This is a genomic window from Kutzneria sp. 744 (assembly GCF_000568255.1).
GTDB lineage: Bacteria > Actinomycetota > Actinomycetes > Mycobacteriales > Pseudonocardiaceae > Kutzneria.
On sequence record NZ_KK037166.1, the window covers coordinates 3024578 to 3043142 of the forward strand.

Genomic DNA, 18565 nt, shown 5'->3' on the forward strand with positions numbered 1-18565 from the left:
CACGGCGGCGGTCTTGCCGGCCGACCACCGCTTGGGCTGCTCGGGGGCCGGCTGCGGCGCGGCACCCCAGACCGGCTCGGGGCCGCCTTCGGCGGGCTGTTGGGTGTCCATCGTCGTCCTCCTGCGTTCGGACTCTGTGACTGCCACCCTGGCCACCGGCCCTGTGCACCAGCTGTGCGCAGGCGCACATCCTGTGAGCAAGCCGCACAGGTGATACACAGGAACCGCTCAGGAGACGCAAAGAAGCCGGCCACAGGATGGAGGCCATGAACGGCGAACTCAGGCGCGCGGACGGCAGCCAGCTGCGGGTGCTCGTGGTGGACGACGAGACGGCCCTCGCGGAACTGGTGAGCATGGCTCTGCGCTACGAGGGGTGGGCGGTGCGCTGCGCCGCGGACGGAGTCAGTGCCGTCCGTGAGGCCAAGCAGTTCCGCCCGGACGCCGTGGTGCTGGACATCATGCTGCCCGACATGGACATGGACGGCCTCGAGGTGCTGCGCCGGGTGCGGCTGGAGCAGCCCGAGGTGCCGGTGTTGTTCCTGACGGCCAAGGACGCCGTCGAGGACCGCATCGCCGGGCTGACCGTGGGCGGCGACGACTACGTGACCAAGCCGTTCAGCGTGGAGGAGCTGGTGCTGCGGGTGCGGTCGCTGCTGCGCCGCTCCAACTCGGTGGCCTCGGCGACGAGCTCGCAGCTGGTGGTGGGCGAGCTGACGCTGGACGAGGACAGCCGTGAGGTGCGCCGGGGCGGCACGGAGATCCAGCTGACCGCGACCGAGTTCGAGCTGCTGCGCTACCTGATGCGCAACCCGCGCCGCGTGCTGAGCAAGGCCCAGATCCTGGACCGGGTGTGGGAGTACGACTTCGGCGGCCAGGCCAACATCGTCGAGCTGTACATCTCCTACCTGCGCAAGAAGATCGACGCCGGCCGGGAACCGATGATCCACACCATGCGCGGCGCCGGTTATGTCCTCCGCCCCACGGGCTGACCGCAGGCGCTGGACGCTGCGACGCAAGCTGGTCGTGGCGGTCGTCCTGCTGCTCACGGTGGTGTCGCTGGCCATCGGCCTGATCGGCGAGGTGTTCATCCGGCAGACCCTGGTGGCCCAGCTCAACAACCAGCTCAGGGACGCCGACAGCCGCAGCCACGCCCCGGACGACCACGGCGGCCCCTTCGGCGGGCCGGGCCAGAACCAGGACCGGTGCGGCAAGGGCTCGCCGCCGGACGTGCTGCCGCAAAAAAAAAGGCCCCGGTTCGATCGGCGCGATCACCGGCGGCGGGCACTCGGGCCGTGGCATCGTGCTGGACAGGGACATCTGCCCGCAGGCGCTGGATTCCGACACCTTGGCCGTGCTGGCGGACGTGCCGGCCAACGGCCTGCCGGTCACGATGAGCCTGCCCGGTCGCGGCGACTACCAGCTGATCTCGTCCTCGTCGCAGGGCAGCACCACCGTCACCGGCCTTCCGCTGTCCAATGTGGACAGCACGCTGGACAGCATCAACATCGCGCTGCTGGCCATCGCGGCCACCGGGCTGGTGGTCGCGGCCGCCGCCGGCGCGGTGATCATCCGGGCCGCGCTGCGGCCGCTGGACCGGGTGGCCGCGACCGCGACCCGGGTCGGCGACCTGCCGCTGGATCGCGGCGAAGTCGCCTTGTCGGTACGGGTTCCCGATGAGGACACCGATCCCCGCACCGAGGTGGGCAAGGTCGGCGCGGCGCTGAACCGGATGCTCGGGCACGTCGCCTCGGCGCTGAACGTCCGCCAGGAAAGCGAGACCCGGGTCCGGCAGTTCGTCGCCGACGCCAGCCATGAACTGCGCACTCCCCTGGCCTCCATTCGCGGTTACGCCGAACTGGCCGGGCGGTATTCGGACGAGGTGCCGCCGGACGTGTCGCACGCGATGCGGCGGATCCAGTCCGAGTCGATCCGAATGACCTCGTTGGTCGAGGAACTGTTGCTGCTGGCCCGGTTGGACGCGGGACGGCCGTTGGCGTCCGAACCCGTCGACCTGTCGCGGTTGGTGGTCGACGCCGTCAGCGATGCCCGGGTGACGAGCCGGGATCACCGGTGGCAGCTGGAAATTCCCGGCGAGCCCGTGACCGTGCTGGGCGATGGCCAGGCGCTGCACCAGGTTCTGCTCAACCTGCTGGGCAACGCCCGAGCCCACACGCCGCCGGGAACGACCGTTGTCACGGGCATCGTGGAGGGCGACCCCGGCGAGGTGGTGCTCACCGTCTCCGACGACGGTCCGGGGATTCCCGTTGCGCTGCAACCGGAAGTGTTCGAGCGCTTCGCCCGTGGCGACGGCTCGCGGTCACGGGCGTCCGGAGGCACCGGGCTTGGGCTGTCGATCGTCGCCGCCATCGTCTCCGCGCACGGCGGCGAGGTCGCCCTGGACAGCCGGTCGGGACGGACCGTGTTCACGGTACGGCTCACAGCTGCCGCACAGTGATCCCACACAGGCGGCACAGCGCCTCCCCGGAGGCTGGGGCCATGACTTCGACGATGACCCGGCCGGTGGCCACGCCGGCGGCCGACGCTCCCGGAAGGCCCGGCTGGCAGCGGCCGGCGCTGGTGTTGCTACTGCTGGGCACCGCCGTGCTGTACCTGTGGGACCTCAGCGCCTCGGGCTACGCCAACGACTTCTACGCCCAGGCGGCGCTGGCCGGCAGCCAGAACTGGGAGGCGCTGCTGTTCGGGTCGCTGGACCCCGGCAACATCATCACCGTCGACAAGCCGCCCGCGGCGCTGTGGATCATGGGGCTGTCGGCCCGGATCTTCGGCTTCAGCTCGTGGAGTCTGCTTGCGCCGCAGGCCATCGAGGGCGTGCTGTCGGTCTGGCTGCTGTACGCCGCCGTGCGCCGCCGGTTCGGCGCCGGGGCCGGTCTGACCGCCGGCGCGGCGCTGGCCCTGACGCCCGTCGCCGTGCTGATGTTCCGCTTCGACAACCCGGACGCGTTGCTGGTGCTGCTGATGACCGCCGGCGCCTACTGCGTGGTGCGGGCGACGGAGAAGGCCAGCTTCCGGTGGCTGGCGCTGGCCGGGGCGGCCATCGGCTTCGCCTTCCTGACCAAGATGTTGCAGGGCTTCCTGGTGCTGCCGGCCTTCGGCCTGATGTACCTCGTCGCCGCCCCGACGACGTTGTGGCGTCGGGTGGTGCACCTCGGCGGCGCGCTGCTGGCGGTGATCGCGTCGGCCGGGTGGTACGTGGCGCTGGTCGACCTGTGGCCGGCGTCCTCGCGGCCGTACATCGGCGGGTCGACCGGCAACAGCCTGCTGGAGTTGGCGTTGGGCTACAACGGCCTCGGCCGGATCTTCGGCGGCTCCGGCAACGGGGGCGGCGGCGGTTTCGGCGGCGGCGGTGGGGCCGGTGGCGGGAACCTGTCGTTCGGCGGCAGCGCCGGCATCACCCGCATGTTCGGCCAGGCCTTCGGCACCGAGATCTCCTGGCTGCTGCCCGCCGCCCTCCTCGCCCTGGTCGCCGGCCTGTGGTTCACGCGCCGGGCGCCCCGCACCGACCAGACCCGGGCGGCCCTGATCCTGTGGGGCGGCTGGCTTCTCGTCACCGGGCTGGTGTTCAGCTTCATGAGCGGCACGATCCACCCGTACTACTCGGTCGCCCTCGCCCCGGCCATCGGCGCCCTCATCGGCATCGGCGGCCGTCAACTCTGGCGCGGCCGGGCCAAGTTCTCGGTGCGGGCCTGGCTGTCGGCCATGATCGCCGTCACCGGCGTGTGGGACTTCGTGCTCCTGTCCGAGAACTCCACCTGGCTGCCCTGGCTGCGCTGGGTGGTCCTCGTCGCCGGTGTCGCCGTGGCCGCGCTGGTCCTGTTGCAGGGCAACCAGTTCCGCCGCCTCATCCTCGTCGCGACGATCACCGGCCTGCTCGGCGTCGGCGCCTTCGGCATCGCCACCGCGGCCACGCCCCACACCGGTTCCATCCCCGTCTCCGGCCCCACCAGTAGCGGCGACGGTGGTGGCGACGGCGGATTCGGCGGCGGCTCCGACCAGACCGATTCCGCCCTCGTCACCCTGCTCCAGGCCACCACCACCGAGTGGGCCGCCGCGACTGACGGCTCGATGTCCTCGGCCCCGCTCGCCCTGGCCACCGGCAAGTCGGTGATGGCCATCGGTGGCTTCAACGGCGGCGACCCCGCCCCCACCCTGGCCCGGTTCCAGCAGTACGTCGCCGAGGGCAAGATCGGCTACTACGTCTCCGGCGGTCGGGGCGGCGGCAGTGGCTTCGGCGGCTCCAGCGACATCGCGACCTGGGTCGCCGCCCACTACAAGGCCCAGACGGTCGGCGGCACCACGGTGTACGACCTGCGGACCGGCTCCTGAACAGTGCGTTAACTCGGTCCACAGTGGACAGCGAGAGCCGCTCGATTCACAGGCTGGGGACCGTTCTGTGAACAACAGACGGTTCCCAGCCGACCCGTGACCTGCCTACCGTTCCCGGGAGTCGACCCGAGGAGCTCTCGATGTCCCGATTCTCCCCGCTCGTCCTGATCGCGGCACTTGTCGCCGCGGGGTTGTCCCTGCCGGGCACCGCTCAGGCCGCTACCTGTTCCACGGCAAAGCTTCCCTTACCTGACGCCGCCTGCACGCCGGGCGCCACCAATCCCGACGTCACGCCGTCGACCATCAACAAGACCATCTGCGTCTCCGGTTGGACCGCCACCGTGCGCCCGCCGACCTCGTACACCAATGCCTTGAAGAAGCAGGGCATCAGTGACTACGGGTACAGCGACACGAACATGTCCGACTACGAGGAGGACCATCTCATCCCCCTCGAACTCGGCGGCGCGCCAAGGGATCCGCACAACCTGTGGCCCGAGCCGCACGCCGGCGCGAAGAACGCGTACAGCAAGGACGCCGTCGAGAACCGGCTGAAGAAGGCCGTCTGCGACGGCGAGGTCGCGCTGGCGCCCGCGCAGAAGGCGATCGCCGCCAACTGGATGACCGCCGAGTCCGTGCTGGGCATCACCCCCGCCTTCGCCCCCGCGGCCGCCGTGCCCCGCCCGGACCACGTCCTGGTCGTGATCGACGAGAACCACGCCCAGGGCGAGATCGTCGGCAACGCGAACGCGCCGTACATCACGGGTTTGTCCAAGAGCGGCGCGAACTTCACCAACTCGCACGCCATCTCGCACCCGAGCCAGCCCAACTACCTGGCGCTGTTCTCCGGCAGCATGCAGGGCGTCACCAGTGACACCTGCCCGAAGAAGGCCTTCACCACCGCCGACCTCGGCGGCCAGGCCCTCGCCGCCGGCATCGGCTTCGCCGGCTACTCCGAGAGCATGCCCAGCGACGGCTACACCGGCTGCACGTCCGGCACCTACGCCCGCAAGCACAACCCGTGGGTCGACTTCGCCGACGTGCCCGCGTCGTCCAACCTGCGCTTCACCGGCTTCCCCACCGACTACACGAAGCTGCCGGCGGTGTCGTTCGTGGTGCCCAACCTCCAGGACGACATGCACGACGGAACGGTCAAACAGGGCGACACCTGGCTCAAGCAGCACCTCGACGGCTACATCCAGTGGGCCAAGACCCACAACAGCGTCTTCGTGCTGACGTTCGACGAGGACGACAACACCACCGCCAACATCATCCCCACGATCATCACCGGCGCCGGCGTGAAGACCGGCAACTTCGGGGAGAACATCAACCACTACAGCGTCCTGCGCACCATCGAGGACGCCTACGGCCTCCCCCACGCCGGCGCGGCCGCCAACGCCACCCCGATCACCGACATCTGGGGCTGAGCCCGCTCATCCGAGAACGCCGCTGACGTAGCGCAGATCGCCCATGCGCAGGTCGTCGTCCACCAGCGGTGGAAGTCCGTTGGCGGCGAGCAGGTGCTGGACGCTGGCCCCGGTCAGCGTCCAGCCCAGGCCGGCGAGGTAGGGCTCGGCCTCGTTGCGTTCGCCGAAGTAGCGCAGCTTCGCCATGTCGGTGTCGAAACTCTGCTCCCGCCACTGCGCGGAGATGGCGTTCAGGCGGGCGCGAGTCTTCTCGTCGTCGCCCGGACGCGGGTTGGACCGGTTCTCGGTGGCCACCCGGCTGCCCGGCGCGCTGAGCTCGGTGATGGTGTCCAGCAAGCGGTCCTGCGCCTCGGGCGGCAGGTAGCTCAGCAGGCCTTCGGCGCTCCACGCGGTCGGCCGGGCCGGGTCGAAGCCGACGGCGCGCAGGGCACCCGGCCAGTCGTCACGCAGATCGACGGCGGCCACCCGGCGGTCGGCGGTGGGGGCGGCGCCCAACTCGGCCAGCGTGCGGGTCTTGAACTCGACGACCGGCGGCTGGTCGACCTCGTAGACCACGGTCCCGGCCGGCCAGGCCAGTCGGTAGGCGCGGGAATCCAGCCCCGAGGCCAGGATCACGGCCTGCGTGACGCCCGCGGCCGCCGCGTCGAGAAAGAACTCGTCGTAGAAGCGGCCCCGGATCTTGGCCATGTCGGTCCACACCGTGCCGACCAGCTCGCCGGGCGACTCCTCGCCGCCGGCCAGCCGGGTCAGGAGGTCGATGCCGACGGCCCGGACGAGCGGTTCCGCGAAGGGATCCTTGAACGGCGACCCGTCATCGCGGCTCGCGACCGCCCGGGCCGCCGCGGCCATCGTCGCCGTCGCGCCGACGCTGGACGCCAGATCCCAGGTGTCACCGTCATGCCTGTTGGAAGTCACGCCACGACTATGCCACCGAGTGGATCACCCGCGAGCCCGCCGGGACGACCACGTCGTGGATGTCGACGGTGATCACCCGGATCTCCGGGGCGCCGTCCGGGCTGCGGCGGAAGACCTCCCGGCGGGTGGGAATGGCCAGGCCGTCGAAGGTGCGGCACTCAGAGGTGAAGTGGGCCGCCAGCGAGTTGCCGTTGACGGCGACCGCGTAGTCGATGCGCGTCAGGCGGAAGTCCCCGTCGAAGTAGAACACCTGGGTCGGGGTGTGGGTGGCGACGGAGGGCGGGAAGGTGACTTCGACGCGGCGGTCGGGCAGTTCGCGGCTCGTCACGCCCGGATACGTGAACAGCAGCGGCGTGGTCAGGTAGTTCCACATGGCGTAGCCGATGAAGTAGCCGAGGCGAAGGGGATCGTCCCAGGAGGATTCCGCCGTGAGGCCGTCGAAGGAACGCCGGGGGTCGAGCCTGCTGGCGAACGGCGCCTGGCGGAGGAGCTCGACGCGTTCGCCGATCGCCGTCGAGCCGGAGGGTGACATCCGGTGCGGTGAACGGGGAAAGCTCGGCGTGCAGCCGCCGGGGTCGATGTCGATGGTGTACTCGACGGTCGGCGTCGGCCACCCCTTGCGCCGCCAGAACGGACCACCCATGGTCACGGCGGCGGTGATCCCCTCGACCGACCGCCAGGCGTCCAGGCCGCCGTGCGCGTCGAGCACGGAAGCAAGCAGGTCGGCCATCAGTTCTCCTCGGTGTGCGAATCCAGGAAAAGCCGGGTGTGAGCCACGGAAAGCTCGGGGTGCTGGTAGTGCGCGGCGTGGCCGGCATTGGGGTAGATGATCAGCTGCCACATTCGGAATGTGCTGCTGACGCAGATACGAATTCGCCGCCCAGCGTCGGAATCTCGTTGCAGGCGTAGGTCGGGCACTCGCCCTGGTCGGCACAGTCCCCGAAGCGTTCCGGCGTCGTGCCGTCGGAGCGGCCGACGCCGGCGACGTCGAAGACCGGCCAGTCGCCCGCCGCCAACCTCGACGAACCGGGCGGGTGCCGTCACGTGGGTGTGCAAGTGCCCATCCGAGGTGGGTTTTGATTTCCAACTCACCGGTCCGGCGACTGTAAACCGATCGGTACCGGAATGGCAAGTGGCATCTACCGGTAACGATCGGTACCATCACGGCCGTGGAGATGGAACCGCCGAGCGCCCGCATCATGAGCACGGCGACGCGCCTGTTCTACCGCAACGGCATCCTGGCCACCGGCGTCGGCGAGCTGGTGGACGCGGCCGGAGTGTCGAAACGCACCCTCTACCAGCTTTTCGGCAGCAAGGACGACCTGGTCACGGCCTATCTGCGGCGGGTGAGCGCGCACGGCACCTCCGGCGAGCGCCATCTGGACCGGGCCGACCTCTCGCCGCGCGAGCGCCTGCTCGGCCTGTTCACCCGGCCGCCGGACAACGTCGACTATCGCGGCTGCCCGCTGCACAACGCCGCCGTGGAGCTGCCCACCACCGATCACGCGGCGCGCGAGGTCATCGTCGAGCACAAGCGGGTGGTGCTGGCCAAGATCGTCGCCCTCGCCGCCGAGGCCGGCGTACGGAACCCGGAACTGTTGGGGCGTCAGCTGATCACGTTGTACGAGGGCGCCACGGCGCTGAGCACCACCCTGCACGACTACGAGCCGTTCGACTCCGCTCGCTCCGCCGCCGAGGTGTTGATCGACGTGGATTCGACGGCGCCGGCAGGCCCGCCGTAGAGGCCCGGGCCCACGATCTCCAGCCCCGCAAGGAATTCCATCGACGCCTGATAGGACGACTCGATCAGATCGGCGGTGTGCCCGAAGTCCAGCGGCGTGACGGCCTGGACCGGGGCGCCGGGAAGGTAGACGACCGGCACGGCCGCGGCGGCAAGATCCGCCTCCAGCACGGCCTGGTTGCGCATGCCCAAGGTTGCCCAGAACAACAGGGTCTCGGCCAGCGAGCCGGGCACCTCCGGTAGATGGCCGGGGAACGTGCAATCCAGCACCACCAACGACTTCGCACCCATCGCGAGCGCCTGCCGGATCGGCACGTTGGCCAGCACGCCGCCGTCGTAGAGCACCCGCTCCTCACGGCGCACCGGCGGGTAGATGCCAGGGATCGCCGCCGAGGCGACGATGGCCGGCACGAGCTCGCCCGACGTCATGAGCACCGGCAGACCGGTCACGGCGTCGACCGCGACGGCCCCGAACGGCAGCGTCAACTCGGCGAAGTCCTTGGCGCCCTTGAGACCTTCGGTCAGCACGTCGACCAGCCCCGTGTTGGGGAACAGGTATGTCCGCTCGCGGCGCAGCGTGCGCAGCTGGGCCAGCGGACCGCCGGGGAACACGCGGGCCCGGGTCATGCCGGCCCACATCTCGGTCAGCCGGTCAGCGGCATGCTCGGGGTCCAGCGCCACCAGCGAGCCGTTCACCGAGCCGACGGACGTGCCGGTGACCAGGTCGGGGGCGATGCCGTGGTCCGCGAGCGCCCGCAGCATGCCGACCTGGATCGCGCCGAGACTGCCGCCACCGCCGAGCACGAACCCGACCGGGGCGGGCAACAGGATCCGATCCACCGCCGCATCGTGCCAGCTCACCCGCCCGGCCGCCGGGAGCACCCGCGCCCGGCCCCAACTGGCCGTTGACGGAGTCGACACCGGTCTGTAACAGTGTGAACCCTGTCACGCAAAAACTTAACAGGCTGCCGTTAATTCCTGGCATCAGCTCGGAAGAACCGGCCTTCTCGCCATCACCCCTGCCACCGGACGAGAGGTAGACCACCCGATGCGCGCACCCCGACCTGCGCCGAGACTGGCAGCCGCGCTGCTCGGTCTCGCCTTGCTCGCGATGGGAGGGCCGGCGCTCGCCGCGAGCGCGCCGACCACCGCCTCAGGCACCGCCGCGACGTCCCCGACCGTCACGGCGAGCAGCGCCACCACCGGTCAGCCGGCCAGCAAGATCGCCGACGCCGACCGCAACTCCTACTGGCAGAGCTCCGGCGCCACGTTCCCGCAGTGGGCGCAGGTCGACCTGGGCAAGATCACCCGCATCGGCGGCGTGGTCATGAAGGTCCCGGCCGGCTGGAGCAGCCGCACCGAGACCCTCGCCGTGCAGGGCAGCGACGACGGCCAGGGCTACAACACCCTCGTCGGCGCCAAGCCGTACAAGTTCGACCCACAGTCCGACAACACGGTCCGGGTCGATTTCGGCACCCAGCTCTCCCGTTTCGTCCGCGTCGAGATCACCGGCAACTCCGCCGGCTCGCAGGCCCAGCTGTCCGACCTCGAGGTCGTGCCGGCCGCGGTCGACGCCACCAACCTGGCCACCGGCAAGGCGATGACCGCCAGCGGCTCCGTGCAGAACTACACGCCCGGCAACGCCAACGACGGCAACCAGGGCAGCTACTGGGAAAGCACCAACAACGCCTTCCCACAGTGGCTGCAGGTCGACCTCGGGGCCTCGGTCAGCAGCACGCAGATCGTGCTCAAGCTGCCGACCTCCGGCTGGGGCGCCCGCACCGAGACGCTGGCCGTGCAGGGCAGCACCGACGGGGCCAACTTCTCACAGATCGTCGCGTCCGCCGGCTACACCTTCGACCCGGCGTCCAACAACACCGTGACGATCAACTACACCCCGGTCACCACCCGGTACCTGCGGCTGAACATCACCGGCAACACCGGCTGGCCGGCCGGCCAGGTCTCGGAGTTCGAGGTGTACGGCCCGAGCAGCGGCGACACGCAGCCGCCGACCGCGCCCACCGGCCTCGCGTACACGCAGCCGGCGTCCGGGCAGATCAAGCTCACCTGGAACGCCTCGACCGACAACACCGCGGTCACCGGCTATGACGTCTACGCCAACAACTCGTTGCGTACCAGCGTTTCCGGCACCACGCTGACCTACACCGACAGCCAGCCGGACACCGCGACCGTCACCTACTTCGTACGGGCGCACGATGCCGCCGGCAACCAGTCGGGTAACAGCAACAGCGTTACCCGCACCGGGACCGGCACCGGCGACCCGGGCACCAACCTGGCCGTCGGCAAGCCGATCACCGCCTCGTCGACGACGCTGAACTTCGTGGCCGCCAATGCCAACGACAACGACACCACCACGTACTGGGAAGGTGCGGGCGGCACCTACCCGCAGACCCTGACCACCCAGCTCGGGTCCAATGCGGACACCAGTTCCGTGGTGGTGAAGCTGAATCCGGCCAGCATCTGGGGTCCGCGCACGCAGACCATCGAGGTGCTGGGCCGCGAGCAGAGCGCATCCGGCTTCACCAGCCTGGTGGCGGCTCGCTCGTACTCGTTCGACCCGGCCTCCGGCAACTCCGTCAGCATCCCGGTGTCCGCGCGCGTCGCCGACGTGCAGCTGAAGTTCACGGCGAACTCCGGCGCGGGCGGCGGCCAGGCGGCCGAGTTCCAGGTGTTCGGCGTGCCCGCGCCCAACCCGGACCTGACGATCACCGGCTCGGCGTGGACGCCAGCGTCGCCGGTGGAGACCGACTCGATCACCGCCAGCGCGACCGTGAAGAACGTCGGCCCGCTGGCCGCCGGGGCCACGGACGTCAACTTCTACCTCGGCGCCACCAAGGTCGGCACCGCGCAGGTCGGCGCGCTGGCCGCGGGCGCGTCCAGCACCGTGTCGGCGTCCATCGGCACCCGCGACGCCGGGTCGTACCAGCTGACGGCCAAGGTCGACGAGTCCAACAAGGTCGTGGAGCAGAACGACAACAACAACTCCTACACCAACCCCACCGCGCTCGTGGTGACGCCGGTGCAGAGCAGCGACCTGGTGGCCACCACGAACTGGACGCCGAGCAACCCGTCCGCGGGCAACCCGGTGCAGTTCTCGGTGACCTTGAAGAACCAGGGCACGGTCGCATCGGCCGGCGGCGCGCACGGCATCACCGTCAAGGTCGCCGACGCCTCCAGCGGATCCACCGTGGCCACCCTGACCGGCTCGTTCAGCGGCGTGATCAACGCCGGCGCGACGGCCAGCCCGGTGAGCGTGGGCAGTTGGACCGCGGCCAACGGCAACTACACCGTGACCACCACAGTGGCCAACGACGCCAACGAGTTGCCGGTGAAGCAGGCCAACAACACCAGCACCAGCAACCTGTTCGTCGGTCGCGGCGCCAACATGCCGTACGACTCGTACGAAGCGGAAAGCGGCGTGCTCGGCGGCGGCGCGGCGATGCTGAGTCCTAATCGGACGATCGGCGACCTCGCCGGCGAGGCGTCCGGCCGGCAGGCCGTCACGCTGAACTCCACCGGCTCCTCGGTCGAGTTCACCACCCGCGAGGCCACCAACACCCTCGTCACCCGCTTCTCCATCCCCGACGGCACGACGTCCACTTTGGACATCTACGTCGACGGCACCCTGCTCAAGCCGATCAGCCTGACCTCGCAGTACGCGTGGCTGTACGGCGCGGAGGCGGGGCCGGGCAACGACCCCGGCGCCGGCGCGCCGCGGCACATCTACGACGAGGCCAACGTCCTGCTCGGCACCACCGTGCCGGCCGGGCACAAGATCCGGTTGCAGAAGGACGCGTCGAACTCCGGCACCTTCGCGATCGACTTCATCAACCTGGAACTGGCCACCGCACAGGCGAACCCCGATCCGGCGCACTACGCCGTGCCGGCCGGCTTCACCCAGCAGGACGTGCAGAACGCGCTCGACACCGCGCGGCAGAGCACCACACTGACCGGCGTCTACCTGCCGGCCGGGGACTACTCGATCACCTCCAAGCTGACGCTCTACGGCAAGGCCGTCACCGTCGTCGGCGCCGGCCCCTGGTACACCCGGTTCAACTCGCCGAGCGGCCAGACCAACACCGACGTCGGCATCGACATCCAGAGCAGCGCCAACGGGTCCAAGGTGTCCGGCCTCGCCTTCTTCGGCAACTGGAACAGCCGGCAGGACGGCCCGGGCAAGGTGTTCAACATGACCAACGTCAGCAACGTGACGCTGGACAACATCTGGATCGAGCACCAGATGTGCCTGTTCTGGGGCCAGAACGTCCAGAACATCACCATCTCCAACTCCCGGATCCGCGACACCTTCGCCGACGGCGTCAACATGACCAACGGCAGTTCCAACAACCACATCGTCAACGACGAGGCCCGGTCCACCGGCGACGACAGCTTCGCGATGTTCGCCGCCACCGACGCCGGCGGCGGCAACGAGACCGGCAACGTGTTCGAGAACCTCTCGGCCGTGCTCACCTGGCGGGCCGCCGGCTTCGCCGTCTACGGCGGTGAGGACAACACGTTCCGCAACCTCTACGTGGCCGACATGCTGACCTACGCCGGCATCACCGTGAGTTCGCTGAACTTCGGCTATCCGATGAAGGACTTCGGCCCCGACCCGACCACCATCCAGAACGTCTCCATAGTCCGGGCCGGCGGCCACTTCTGGGGCGCGCAGACCTTCCCCGGCATCTGGATGTTCTCCGCCAACCAGAAATACCAGGGCATCCGGATCAGCGACGTCGACATCGTCAGCCCCACCTACAGCGGCATCATGTTCCAGACCGACTACGTCGGCGGGTCGCCGCTGCAACCCATCACCGACACCGTGCTGACCAACGTCTCCATCAGCGGTGCCCAGCAGTCCGGTGACGCCTTCAACGCCAAGTCCGGCTTCGGCATCTGGGCCAACGAGCTCCCCGAAGCCGGCCAGGGCCCCGCCGTGGGTTCGGTGACCTTCACCAACCTCAAGCTGTCCAACAACTTCATCGACATCAAGAACACCACCAGCACCTTCACCATAACCCGCAACTAACCCACCCCGGCGAGTCCCGCTCGCCGGCACACCGAAACCCGCTCCCAGACAGGCCCCCGGCGCCCCCGGCTCCGGGGGCCTGCCCATGCCCCCGCGAGGGGCGGGTTGGGTGTCGATCTTTCACGTAGAGTCGGCGGGCGGGTGCGATCACCGACAGCGAAGGGGGCGCGGGTGGAGGGGTTTGATTCGGCGCGAAAAGCGAGGCTGGCGGCCTACGGCGGGGTGTCGACGGCGCTGGCGCTGTGCAGTGACCAGCAGCTGCGGGAAATAGTGGACGCGGCGGAGCCGCTGGGGGCGGGCGTCGGGGGGCCGACGGCGCTGCTGGAGGTCGACGGCACGCCGGTGTTCGTGAAGCGGGTGCGGCTGACGGAGTTGGAGAGGGAGCCGGAGAACAGCCGGTCGACGGCGAACCTGTTCCAGCTGCCGGATTTCTGCCACTACGGGGTGGGGCTCATCGGCAGCACGGGGTTCGGGGCCTGGCGGGAGCTGGCGGTTCAGGTCATGACGACGAACTGGGTGCTCGCCGGGGAGTACGAAGGCTTCCCGCTGATGTACCACTGGCGAGTGCTGACACACCCCGAACAGGAGCTGCCGGAAGAGCTGGCCGATGTGGAGCGGGTGGTCGCCCACTGGGGAGGCGCGCCGGAGGTGCGGAGCCGGACCGAGGCGGTACGGGACTCGACGGCGAGCATCGCGCTGTTCCTGGAGTACATCCCGCACAACCTGCACAACTGGCTGGACGAGCAGGTGAAAGGCGAGGCGGTGGAGCAGTCCTGCGCGATGGTGGAGAAGGAACTCGAGGCGGGCATCGAGTTCATGAACAGCCAAGGGCTGCTGCACTTCGACGCCCACTTCCAGAACATCCTGACCGACGGCGAGCGGCTGTACTTCGCGGACTACGGCCTGGCCATCTCGTCACGGTTCGACCTGGCGAAGGACGAGGCGGACTTCGTCGCCGAGCACCAGAGCTACGACCGGAGCTACGCGGCCACGCATCTGGTGATGTGGCTCATCGTCGCCCTGTACGGCTACCGGGGAGACGACTTCACAGCGTGCATGCGGGCGTGCGCCGAAGGAAACCCGCCGGAAAACACCCCACCAGGGATCAAGGCGATCCTCACCCGGCACGCGCCGGTGGCCGTGGCGATGACGGACTTCTACCGACGGTTCCGCCAGGACGCCAGCCAGGCCCGGTATCCCGAGGACCTCTGACTCACGACTGTTCCTTGGGTGGGCGTCCGCGGCGGGGAATGCCGCCCACACCGGACGGCATGCGGCCGGCGTCGACGAGGGCCTTGCGGAGCAGGAACTCGATCTGGGCGTTGGTGCTACGCAGCTCGTCGGCGGCCCAGCGGGCCAGCGCGTCGTGGACGGCGGGATCCAACCTGAGCAGCACACCCTTGCGCTCGGCCACGACACCCCCTCTGCTGACGAGTGATACTCCCACTCTAGCATGTAGATATCACCTTCCCCGAAAGGTGACTAATTCACCGAAACTCTGGTCCTGCGGTTGCTGATCGGCCACCATGCGATCAACGCGGCCGCACACCCCTGCCGGCCGCGCCGGACCTGGGGAGTCGCACATGCGCACCAGTCGAATCGCCGGCGTGTTGGCCGGCCTGCTACTCGTCACCACGGCCGCCACAGCGGTCACCGCGAACGCGGCCACGGACCCCGACGACCCCGCGATGCACTGGGCGGGCTCGCAGGTGGCCAAGCACGAGGGCGGGGGTGGCGGCGGCTTCGCCCCGCTGGCCGGCCTGCCCGGCCTGGACGTCAGCCACTACCAGGGCAACGTGGACTGGGCGTCGGTGGCGTCCAAGGGCGCGAAGTTCGCCTACGTCAAGGCCACCGAAGGCACCACCTACACCGACCCGACCTTCGCCCACCAGTACAACGGCAGCTACGGCGCGGGCCTGATCCGCGGCGCCTACCACTTCGCCCGCCCGAACACGTCCACCGGCGCGGCCCAGGCCGACTACTTCGTCGCGCACGGCGGCGGCTGGTCCAAGGACGGCAAGACCCTGCCGCCCATGCTGGACATCGAGTACGCCCCCAGCGGCGACCAGTGCTACGGCCTGTCCCAGGCCTCCATGCGCAGCTGGATCACGTCGTTCAACAACGAGCTGCACGCCAAGACCACCCGCTGGGCGACGGTCTACACGACCACCGACTGGTGGACGAAGTGCACCGGCAACTGGAGCGGGCTGAGCCAGACCAACCCGCTGTTCATCGCCCGCTACAGCAGCAGCCCGGGAACCCTGCCCGCCGGCTGGGGCACGTGGACGTTCTGGCAGTTCGCCGACAGCGGCACCTTCCCCGGCGACCAGGACCAGTTCAACGGCTCGGCGACGCGCCTGGTGGCGCTGGCCAACAACACCCCGTGACACAAGGGAAGGCCCCCGCTCACTGCAAGCGGGGGCCTTCCTCGGGGAAACGTCAGCAGGACACCGGTTTCAGGGCGAAGTCGGCCGTGACCGACTTGCCCTTGGTGATCTTCACCTGCCGGGTCTGCGGCTGCCAGCCGTCCCGCGCGACGATCAGCGTCAGCGGGTTGTTCCGGTTGTCCAGCCACAGCACGTAATTCCCGTTGGCGTCGGTCCTGAGCGTGTACGACGCCGCCCAGGTGTCGATCTGCACGGTGGCGCCGGCGATCGGCGGCGTCCCGCCCTTGCACGCCGCCGAGGTCACCGTGCCGGTGATCTTGCCCCAGGTCGAGGGCGGTTTCACCGTGAAGGTGACAGGAATCGCCGCGACCGGGTGCGGCACGACGGCGGCCACCTCAAGCGACGCCGTGTAGGCGCCGGGCTGGGTCAGCGACGCGGCGTCCAGCTTCACGGTGAAGCTGGCCGACTTGCCGGGCGCGATCGTCACGGGATCCGTTGGCGTGACGGACATCCACGGGATCGACACGTACTCGCCGCACTGGTCGTAGCCGGGCAGCAACTGGTCCTGCGTGGTCGGGCTGAAGCCGCCGGCCGAGCCGCCGATCCGGTAGAACCCGCAGGCGCTGCCGCCACGGAACAGCGTGGCATTGGCGTTGGGCAACGGGTTCCATGCGTTGGTGGACGGATCGTAGGCGTAGCCGGCATTGGTGAGGCTGCCGTCCTGGATACCGCCCGACACCAGCAACTGTCCATTCGCGACGGTGCTGGAGGCCGCGAACACCGACACCGGCAGGCTGGCGATGGGTGACCACGTTCCGGTCTTCACGTTCAGCCCGAAACCGGCGCCGACGTAGTCCAGGCCACTCGCGCCGCCGGCGCAGTACAGCGTGCCGGCGATGATGCCGCAGTTGGTCCAGCTCAACGCCATCGGCAGCGACGGGCCGGCCGACCAGGTGTCGGTGGCCGGGTCGTAGACCTGCACGTCCTTGACGCCACAGGAGTCCTGGAGGCAGCCGCCGATGACGTAGACCTTGCCGCCGACGACCGCGCTGCCCATGGCCGAGTACGCCTTGGGCATCGGGGCACCGGTGGTCCACGTGTTGGTGGCGGTGTCGTAGATCTCCAGGTCGCCGTTGGGCGGCCCGGAGACGCCCCAGCCGCCGGCCAGGTAGACCTTGGTCCCGATGGCGACGGCGAACGGGTTCTCGCGCGCCTCCTTGAGGTCGGCGATCGGCGACCACGACTGGGTGCCCTGGTCGTAGACGTAGTTCTTGGTGGTCAGGTCGGTGCCGTTCAGCCCCGTGAACGAGTAGATCTTGCCGTTCACGGCGACGGCTGCGTTGTCCATGATCTTCGTCGGGTAGTCGGCCACGGCCGACCAGGACGCGGCGGACGGCGAGGTGTCCCTGGGCGCGGCGGTCAAGGCCTTGCCCAGCAGCGGACCGGTGCTGAAGTTGCCCTTGACCTTCTGCAACGGCGCGGAGACCTGTGCGGCCGGCGTGTAGCCGCCGGGACGAGGGTCGAGGCGGACGTCGGCCGGCGCGGAGCCGGTGTTGGTCACCTTGACCGAGGCGGTCGAATTTCCTTGCCAGGCAACGCTCTTGCTGATGGCCGTGGTGTTCACGGTCAGCCGGGCCGAGTCTAGCGAGAAGTCCTGCGGCGTCACGCTGTCCGGCGTGATGGTGGCGGACTTCGTGGCGGTGACGTAGTTGGTCGCCGCCGCGCTGATCGGGTGCGTCCCGGTCTGCGTGGAGAAGAACCAGTACTCGCCGTCGACGCCGGTGGTGGTCTTGTCGGCCGCGGCGTCGACGCTGGTCACGGTGGCTCCGGACAGGGGGACGTCAGCCACCTTGTCGGTGACGTGGCCGGTGACGATGCCGCCGGGCGTCAGCGCGCAGGCGTGGTCGCCGACGAAGACGTCGTCGACCTCCCACCAGAAGCCGAAGTTCCGCTCGACGTAGTGGAAGCGCACCTGGACCGCGGACCTGCCGACCGCCGCCGGCAGCGGCAGCACCTGCTTGCCCGCCGCGTCCTGGGTGTTCTGCCGCCACACCGGCGTCCAGTTCGCGCCGCCGTCCACCGTGTACTCGGCCGAGGCGTTCATGCTGTCGGCGTACGCCTCGAAGTCGGTGCCGAACGTCAGCGTGGGGTTCGTGGCCCCGCTGAGGTCGTACACCGGGCTGGTCAGCGTGGTGTCCTGGTCGCCGCCGTCGAGATTGCTCTCGGTGATGGCGAAGTTGCCGCTGCCGCCGGTGGCGTTGGTGCGGCCACCCGGGTTGTCGAAGGACCACGGCCGGCTGCCGGGCACGTCGTTGCGCACCGTCCAACCGTCCGGTGTGGACGATCCGTCGAACGGCTCCGTCCGGCCGCTGAACTTGTTGTCGTAGCCCGGGGCGCCGCAGGTCACCGGGTCGACCTTGATCCCGACGTCGTGCCCGACGGCCGCCTTGCCGACCTGGACCTGTTGGGAATCCTGGAGATAGCCCGGATAGGCCGGGTCGACCTGCACGGTGTAGGCGGCACCCTGCGGCACCGACAGCACGTAGCGGCCGCTGACCGGGTCGGTGTGCACGGCCGTCGTCGGCTGCCCGGCCACCTGGACCTGCGCCGCGAGCGGCCAGCCGTGGCCGGAGCCGTCCCGCACGACACCGGAGATCGTGGTTGTCGGGATGACCGTGAGGGCAAAGTTCTCCGTCACGGTCTG

The 18565-nt window shown here is 69.5% G+C and carries 13 protein-coding genes; 8 read left to right on the forward strand and 5 right to left on the reverse strand.

The features are described from left to right. Positions 1-257 precede the first annotated feature (257 nt). From KUTG_RS13445 to KUTG_RS63490, 4 genes are all read left to right on the forward strand, one after another. Complete coding sequence (locus KUTG_RS13445) at positions 258-989, forward strand: response regulator transcription factor (RefSeq protein ID WP_043717148.1); 732 nt, start codon at positions 258-260, stop codon at positions 987-989. A 311-nt stretch (positions 990-1300) separates the two neighbouring features. Beyond that, positions 1301-2455: a sensor histidine kinase gene (locus KUTG_RS13450; protein ID WP_304413666.1), complete on the forward strand. Its 1155-nt coding sequence runs from the start codon at positions 1301-1303 to the stop codon at positions 2453-2455. Between the two features lie 41 nt (positions 2456-2496). Continuing rightward, positions 2497-4344 carry an ArnT family glycosyltransferase gene (locus tag KUTG_RS13455; protein ID WP_043717149.1) on the forward strand — a complete coding sequence of 616 codons (1848 nt, stop codon included), beginning with the start codon at positions 2497-2499 and terminating at the stop codon, positions 4342-4344. 140 nt (positions 4345-4484) lie between these two features. Then, entirely contained in the window at positions 4485-5768 is a 1284-nt protein-coding gene (locus KUTG_RS63490; RefSeq protein WP_232240786.1) for an alkaline phosphatase family protein, read from the forward strand. A gap of 6 nt (positions 5769-5774) precedes the next feature. Here the strand turns inward: KUTG_RS63490 and KUTG_RS13465 are convergent, their stop codons facing one another. Together KUTG_RS13465 and KUTG_RS13470 are read right to left on the reverse strand one after the other, a co-directional pair. After that, the gene (locus KUTG_RS13465; protein ID WP_043717151.1) at positions 5775-6683 is read right to left on the reverse strand and encodes an SAM-dependent methyltransferase; all 909 of its coding nucleotides are present in this window, start codon (positions 6681-6683) and stop codon (positions 5775-5777) included. Positions 6684-6690: 7 nt separating this feature from the next. Beyond that, a complete protein-coding gene (locus KUTG_RS13470; RefSeq protein ID WP_043717153.1) occupies positions 6691-7413 on the reverse strand; it encodes a hypothetical protein in 723 nt (240 codons plus the stop codon). Positions 7414-7858: 445 nt separating this feature from the next. Here KUTG_RS13470 and KUTG_RS13475 point away from each other — a divergent pair, with 445 nt between their 5' ends. Then, complete coding sequence (locus KUTG_RS13475) at positions 7859-8425, forward strand: TetR/AcrR family transcriptional regulator (RefSeq protein WP_052396578.1); 567 nt, start codon at positions 7859-7861, stop codon at positions 8423-8425. On the opposite strand, the gene KUTG_RS13480 is transcribed toward KUTG_RS13475, so the two are convergent. Further along, positions 8344-9264 (reverse strand): patatin-like phospholipase family protein, encoded by a 921-nt coding sequence (locus KUTG_RS13480; protein WP_052396579.1) that lies wholly within the window; start codon positions 9262-9264, stop codon positions 8344-8346. The genes KUTG_RS13475 and KUTG_RS13480 overlap by 82 nt on opposite strands. A 208-nt stretch (positions 9265-9472) precedes the next feature. Here KUTG_RS13480 and KUTG_RS13485 point away from each other — a divergent pair, with 208 nt between their 5' ends. Both KUTG_RS13485 and KUTG_RS13490 read left to right on the forward strand, forming a co-directional pair. After that, positions 9473-13474 (forward strand): discoidin domain-containing protein, encoded by a 4002-nt coding sequence (locus KUTG_RS13485; protein WP_084579287.1) that lies wholly within the window; start codon positions 9473-9475, stop codon positions 13472-13474. A 171-nt stretch (positions 13475-13645) separates the two neighbouring features. Then, positions 13646-14686: a protein kinase family protein gene (locus tag KUTG_RS13490; RefSeq protein ID WP_043717157.1), complete on the forward strand. Its 1041-nt coding sequence runs from the start codon at positions 13646-13648 to the stop codon at positions 14684-14686. Position 14687: 1 nt separating this feature from the next. Here KUTG_RS13490 and KUTG_RS13495 read toward each other — a convergent pair whose 3' ends face one another. Continuing rightward, a complete protein-coding gene (locus tag KUTG_RS13495) occupies positions 14688-14888 on the reverse strand; it encodes a type II toxin-antitoxin system antitoxin (RefSeq protein ID WP_043717159.1) in 201 nt (66 codons plus the stop codon). Between the two features lie 169 nt (positions 14889-15057). On the opposite strand from KUTG_RS13495, the gene KUTG_RS13500 reads away from it, so the two are divergent. Next, positions 15058-15861 carry a lysozyme gene (locus tag KUTG_RS13500; protein WP_043717160.1) on the forward strand — a complete coding sequence of 268 codons (804 nt, stop codon included), beginning with the start codon at positions 15058-15060 and terminating at the stop codon, positions 15859-15861. A 52-nt stretch (positions 15862-15913) separates the two neighbouring features. On the opposite strand, the gene KUTG_RS13505 is transcribed toward KUTG_RS13500, so the two are convergent. Continuing rightward, positions 15914-18565: Kelch repeat-containing protein (locus KUTG_RS13505; protein WP_043729229.1), on the reverse strand; the 2652-nt coding region annotated here is incomplete at its 5' end.

Excerpts from the sequence above, each read along its gene's own strand:
- KUTG_RS13445 (WP_043717148.1), top strand. The coding sequence starts at position 258 with ATGGAGGCCATGAACGGCGAACTCAGGCGCGCGGACGGCAGCCAGCTG.
- KUTG_RS13455 (WP_043717149.1), top strand. The coding sequence starts at position 2,497 with ATGACTTCGACGATGACCCGGCCGGTGGCCACGCCGGCGGCCGACGCT.
- KUTG_RS63490 (WP_232240786.1), top strand. The coding sequence starts at position 4,485 with ATGTCCCGATTCTCCCCGCTCGTCCTGATCGCGGCACTTGTCGCCGCG.
- KUTG_RS13470 (WP_043717153.1), bottom strand. The coding sequence starts at position 7,413 with ATGGCCGACCTGCTTGCTTCCGTGCTCGACGCGCACGGCGGCCTGGAC.
- KUTG_RS13475 (WP_052396578.1), top strand. The coding sequence starts at position 7,859 with ATGGAACCGCCGAGCGCCCGCATCATGAGCACGGCGACGCGCCTGTTC.
- KUTG_RS13485 (WP_084579287.1), top strand. The coding sequence starts at position 9,473 with ATGCGCGCACCCCGACCTGCGCCGAGACTGGCAGCCGCGCTGCTCGGT.
- KUTG_RS13500 (WP_043717160.1), top strand. The coding sequence starts at position 15,058 with ATGCGCACCAGTCGAATCGCCGGCGTGTTGGCCGGCCTGCTACTCGTC.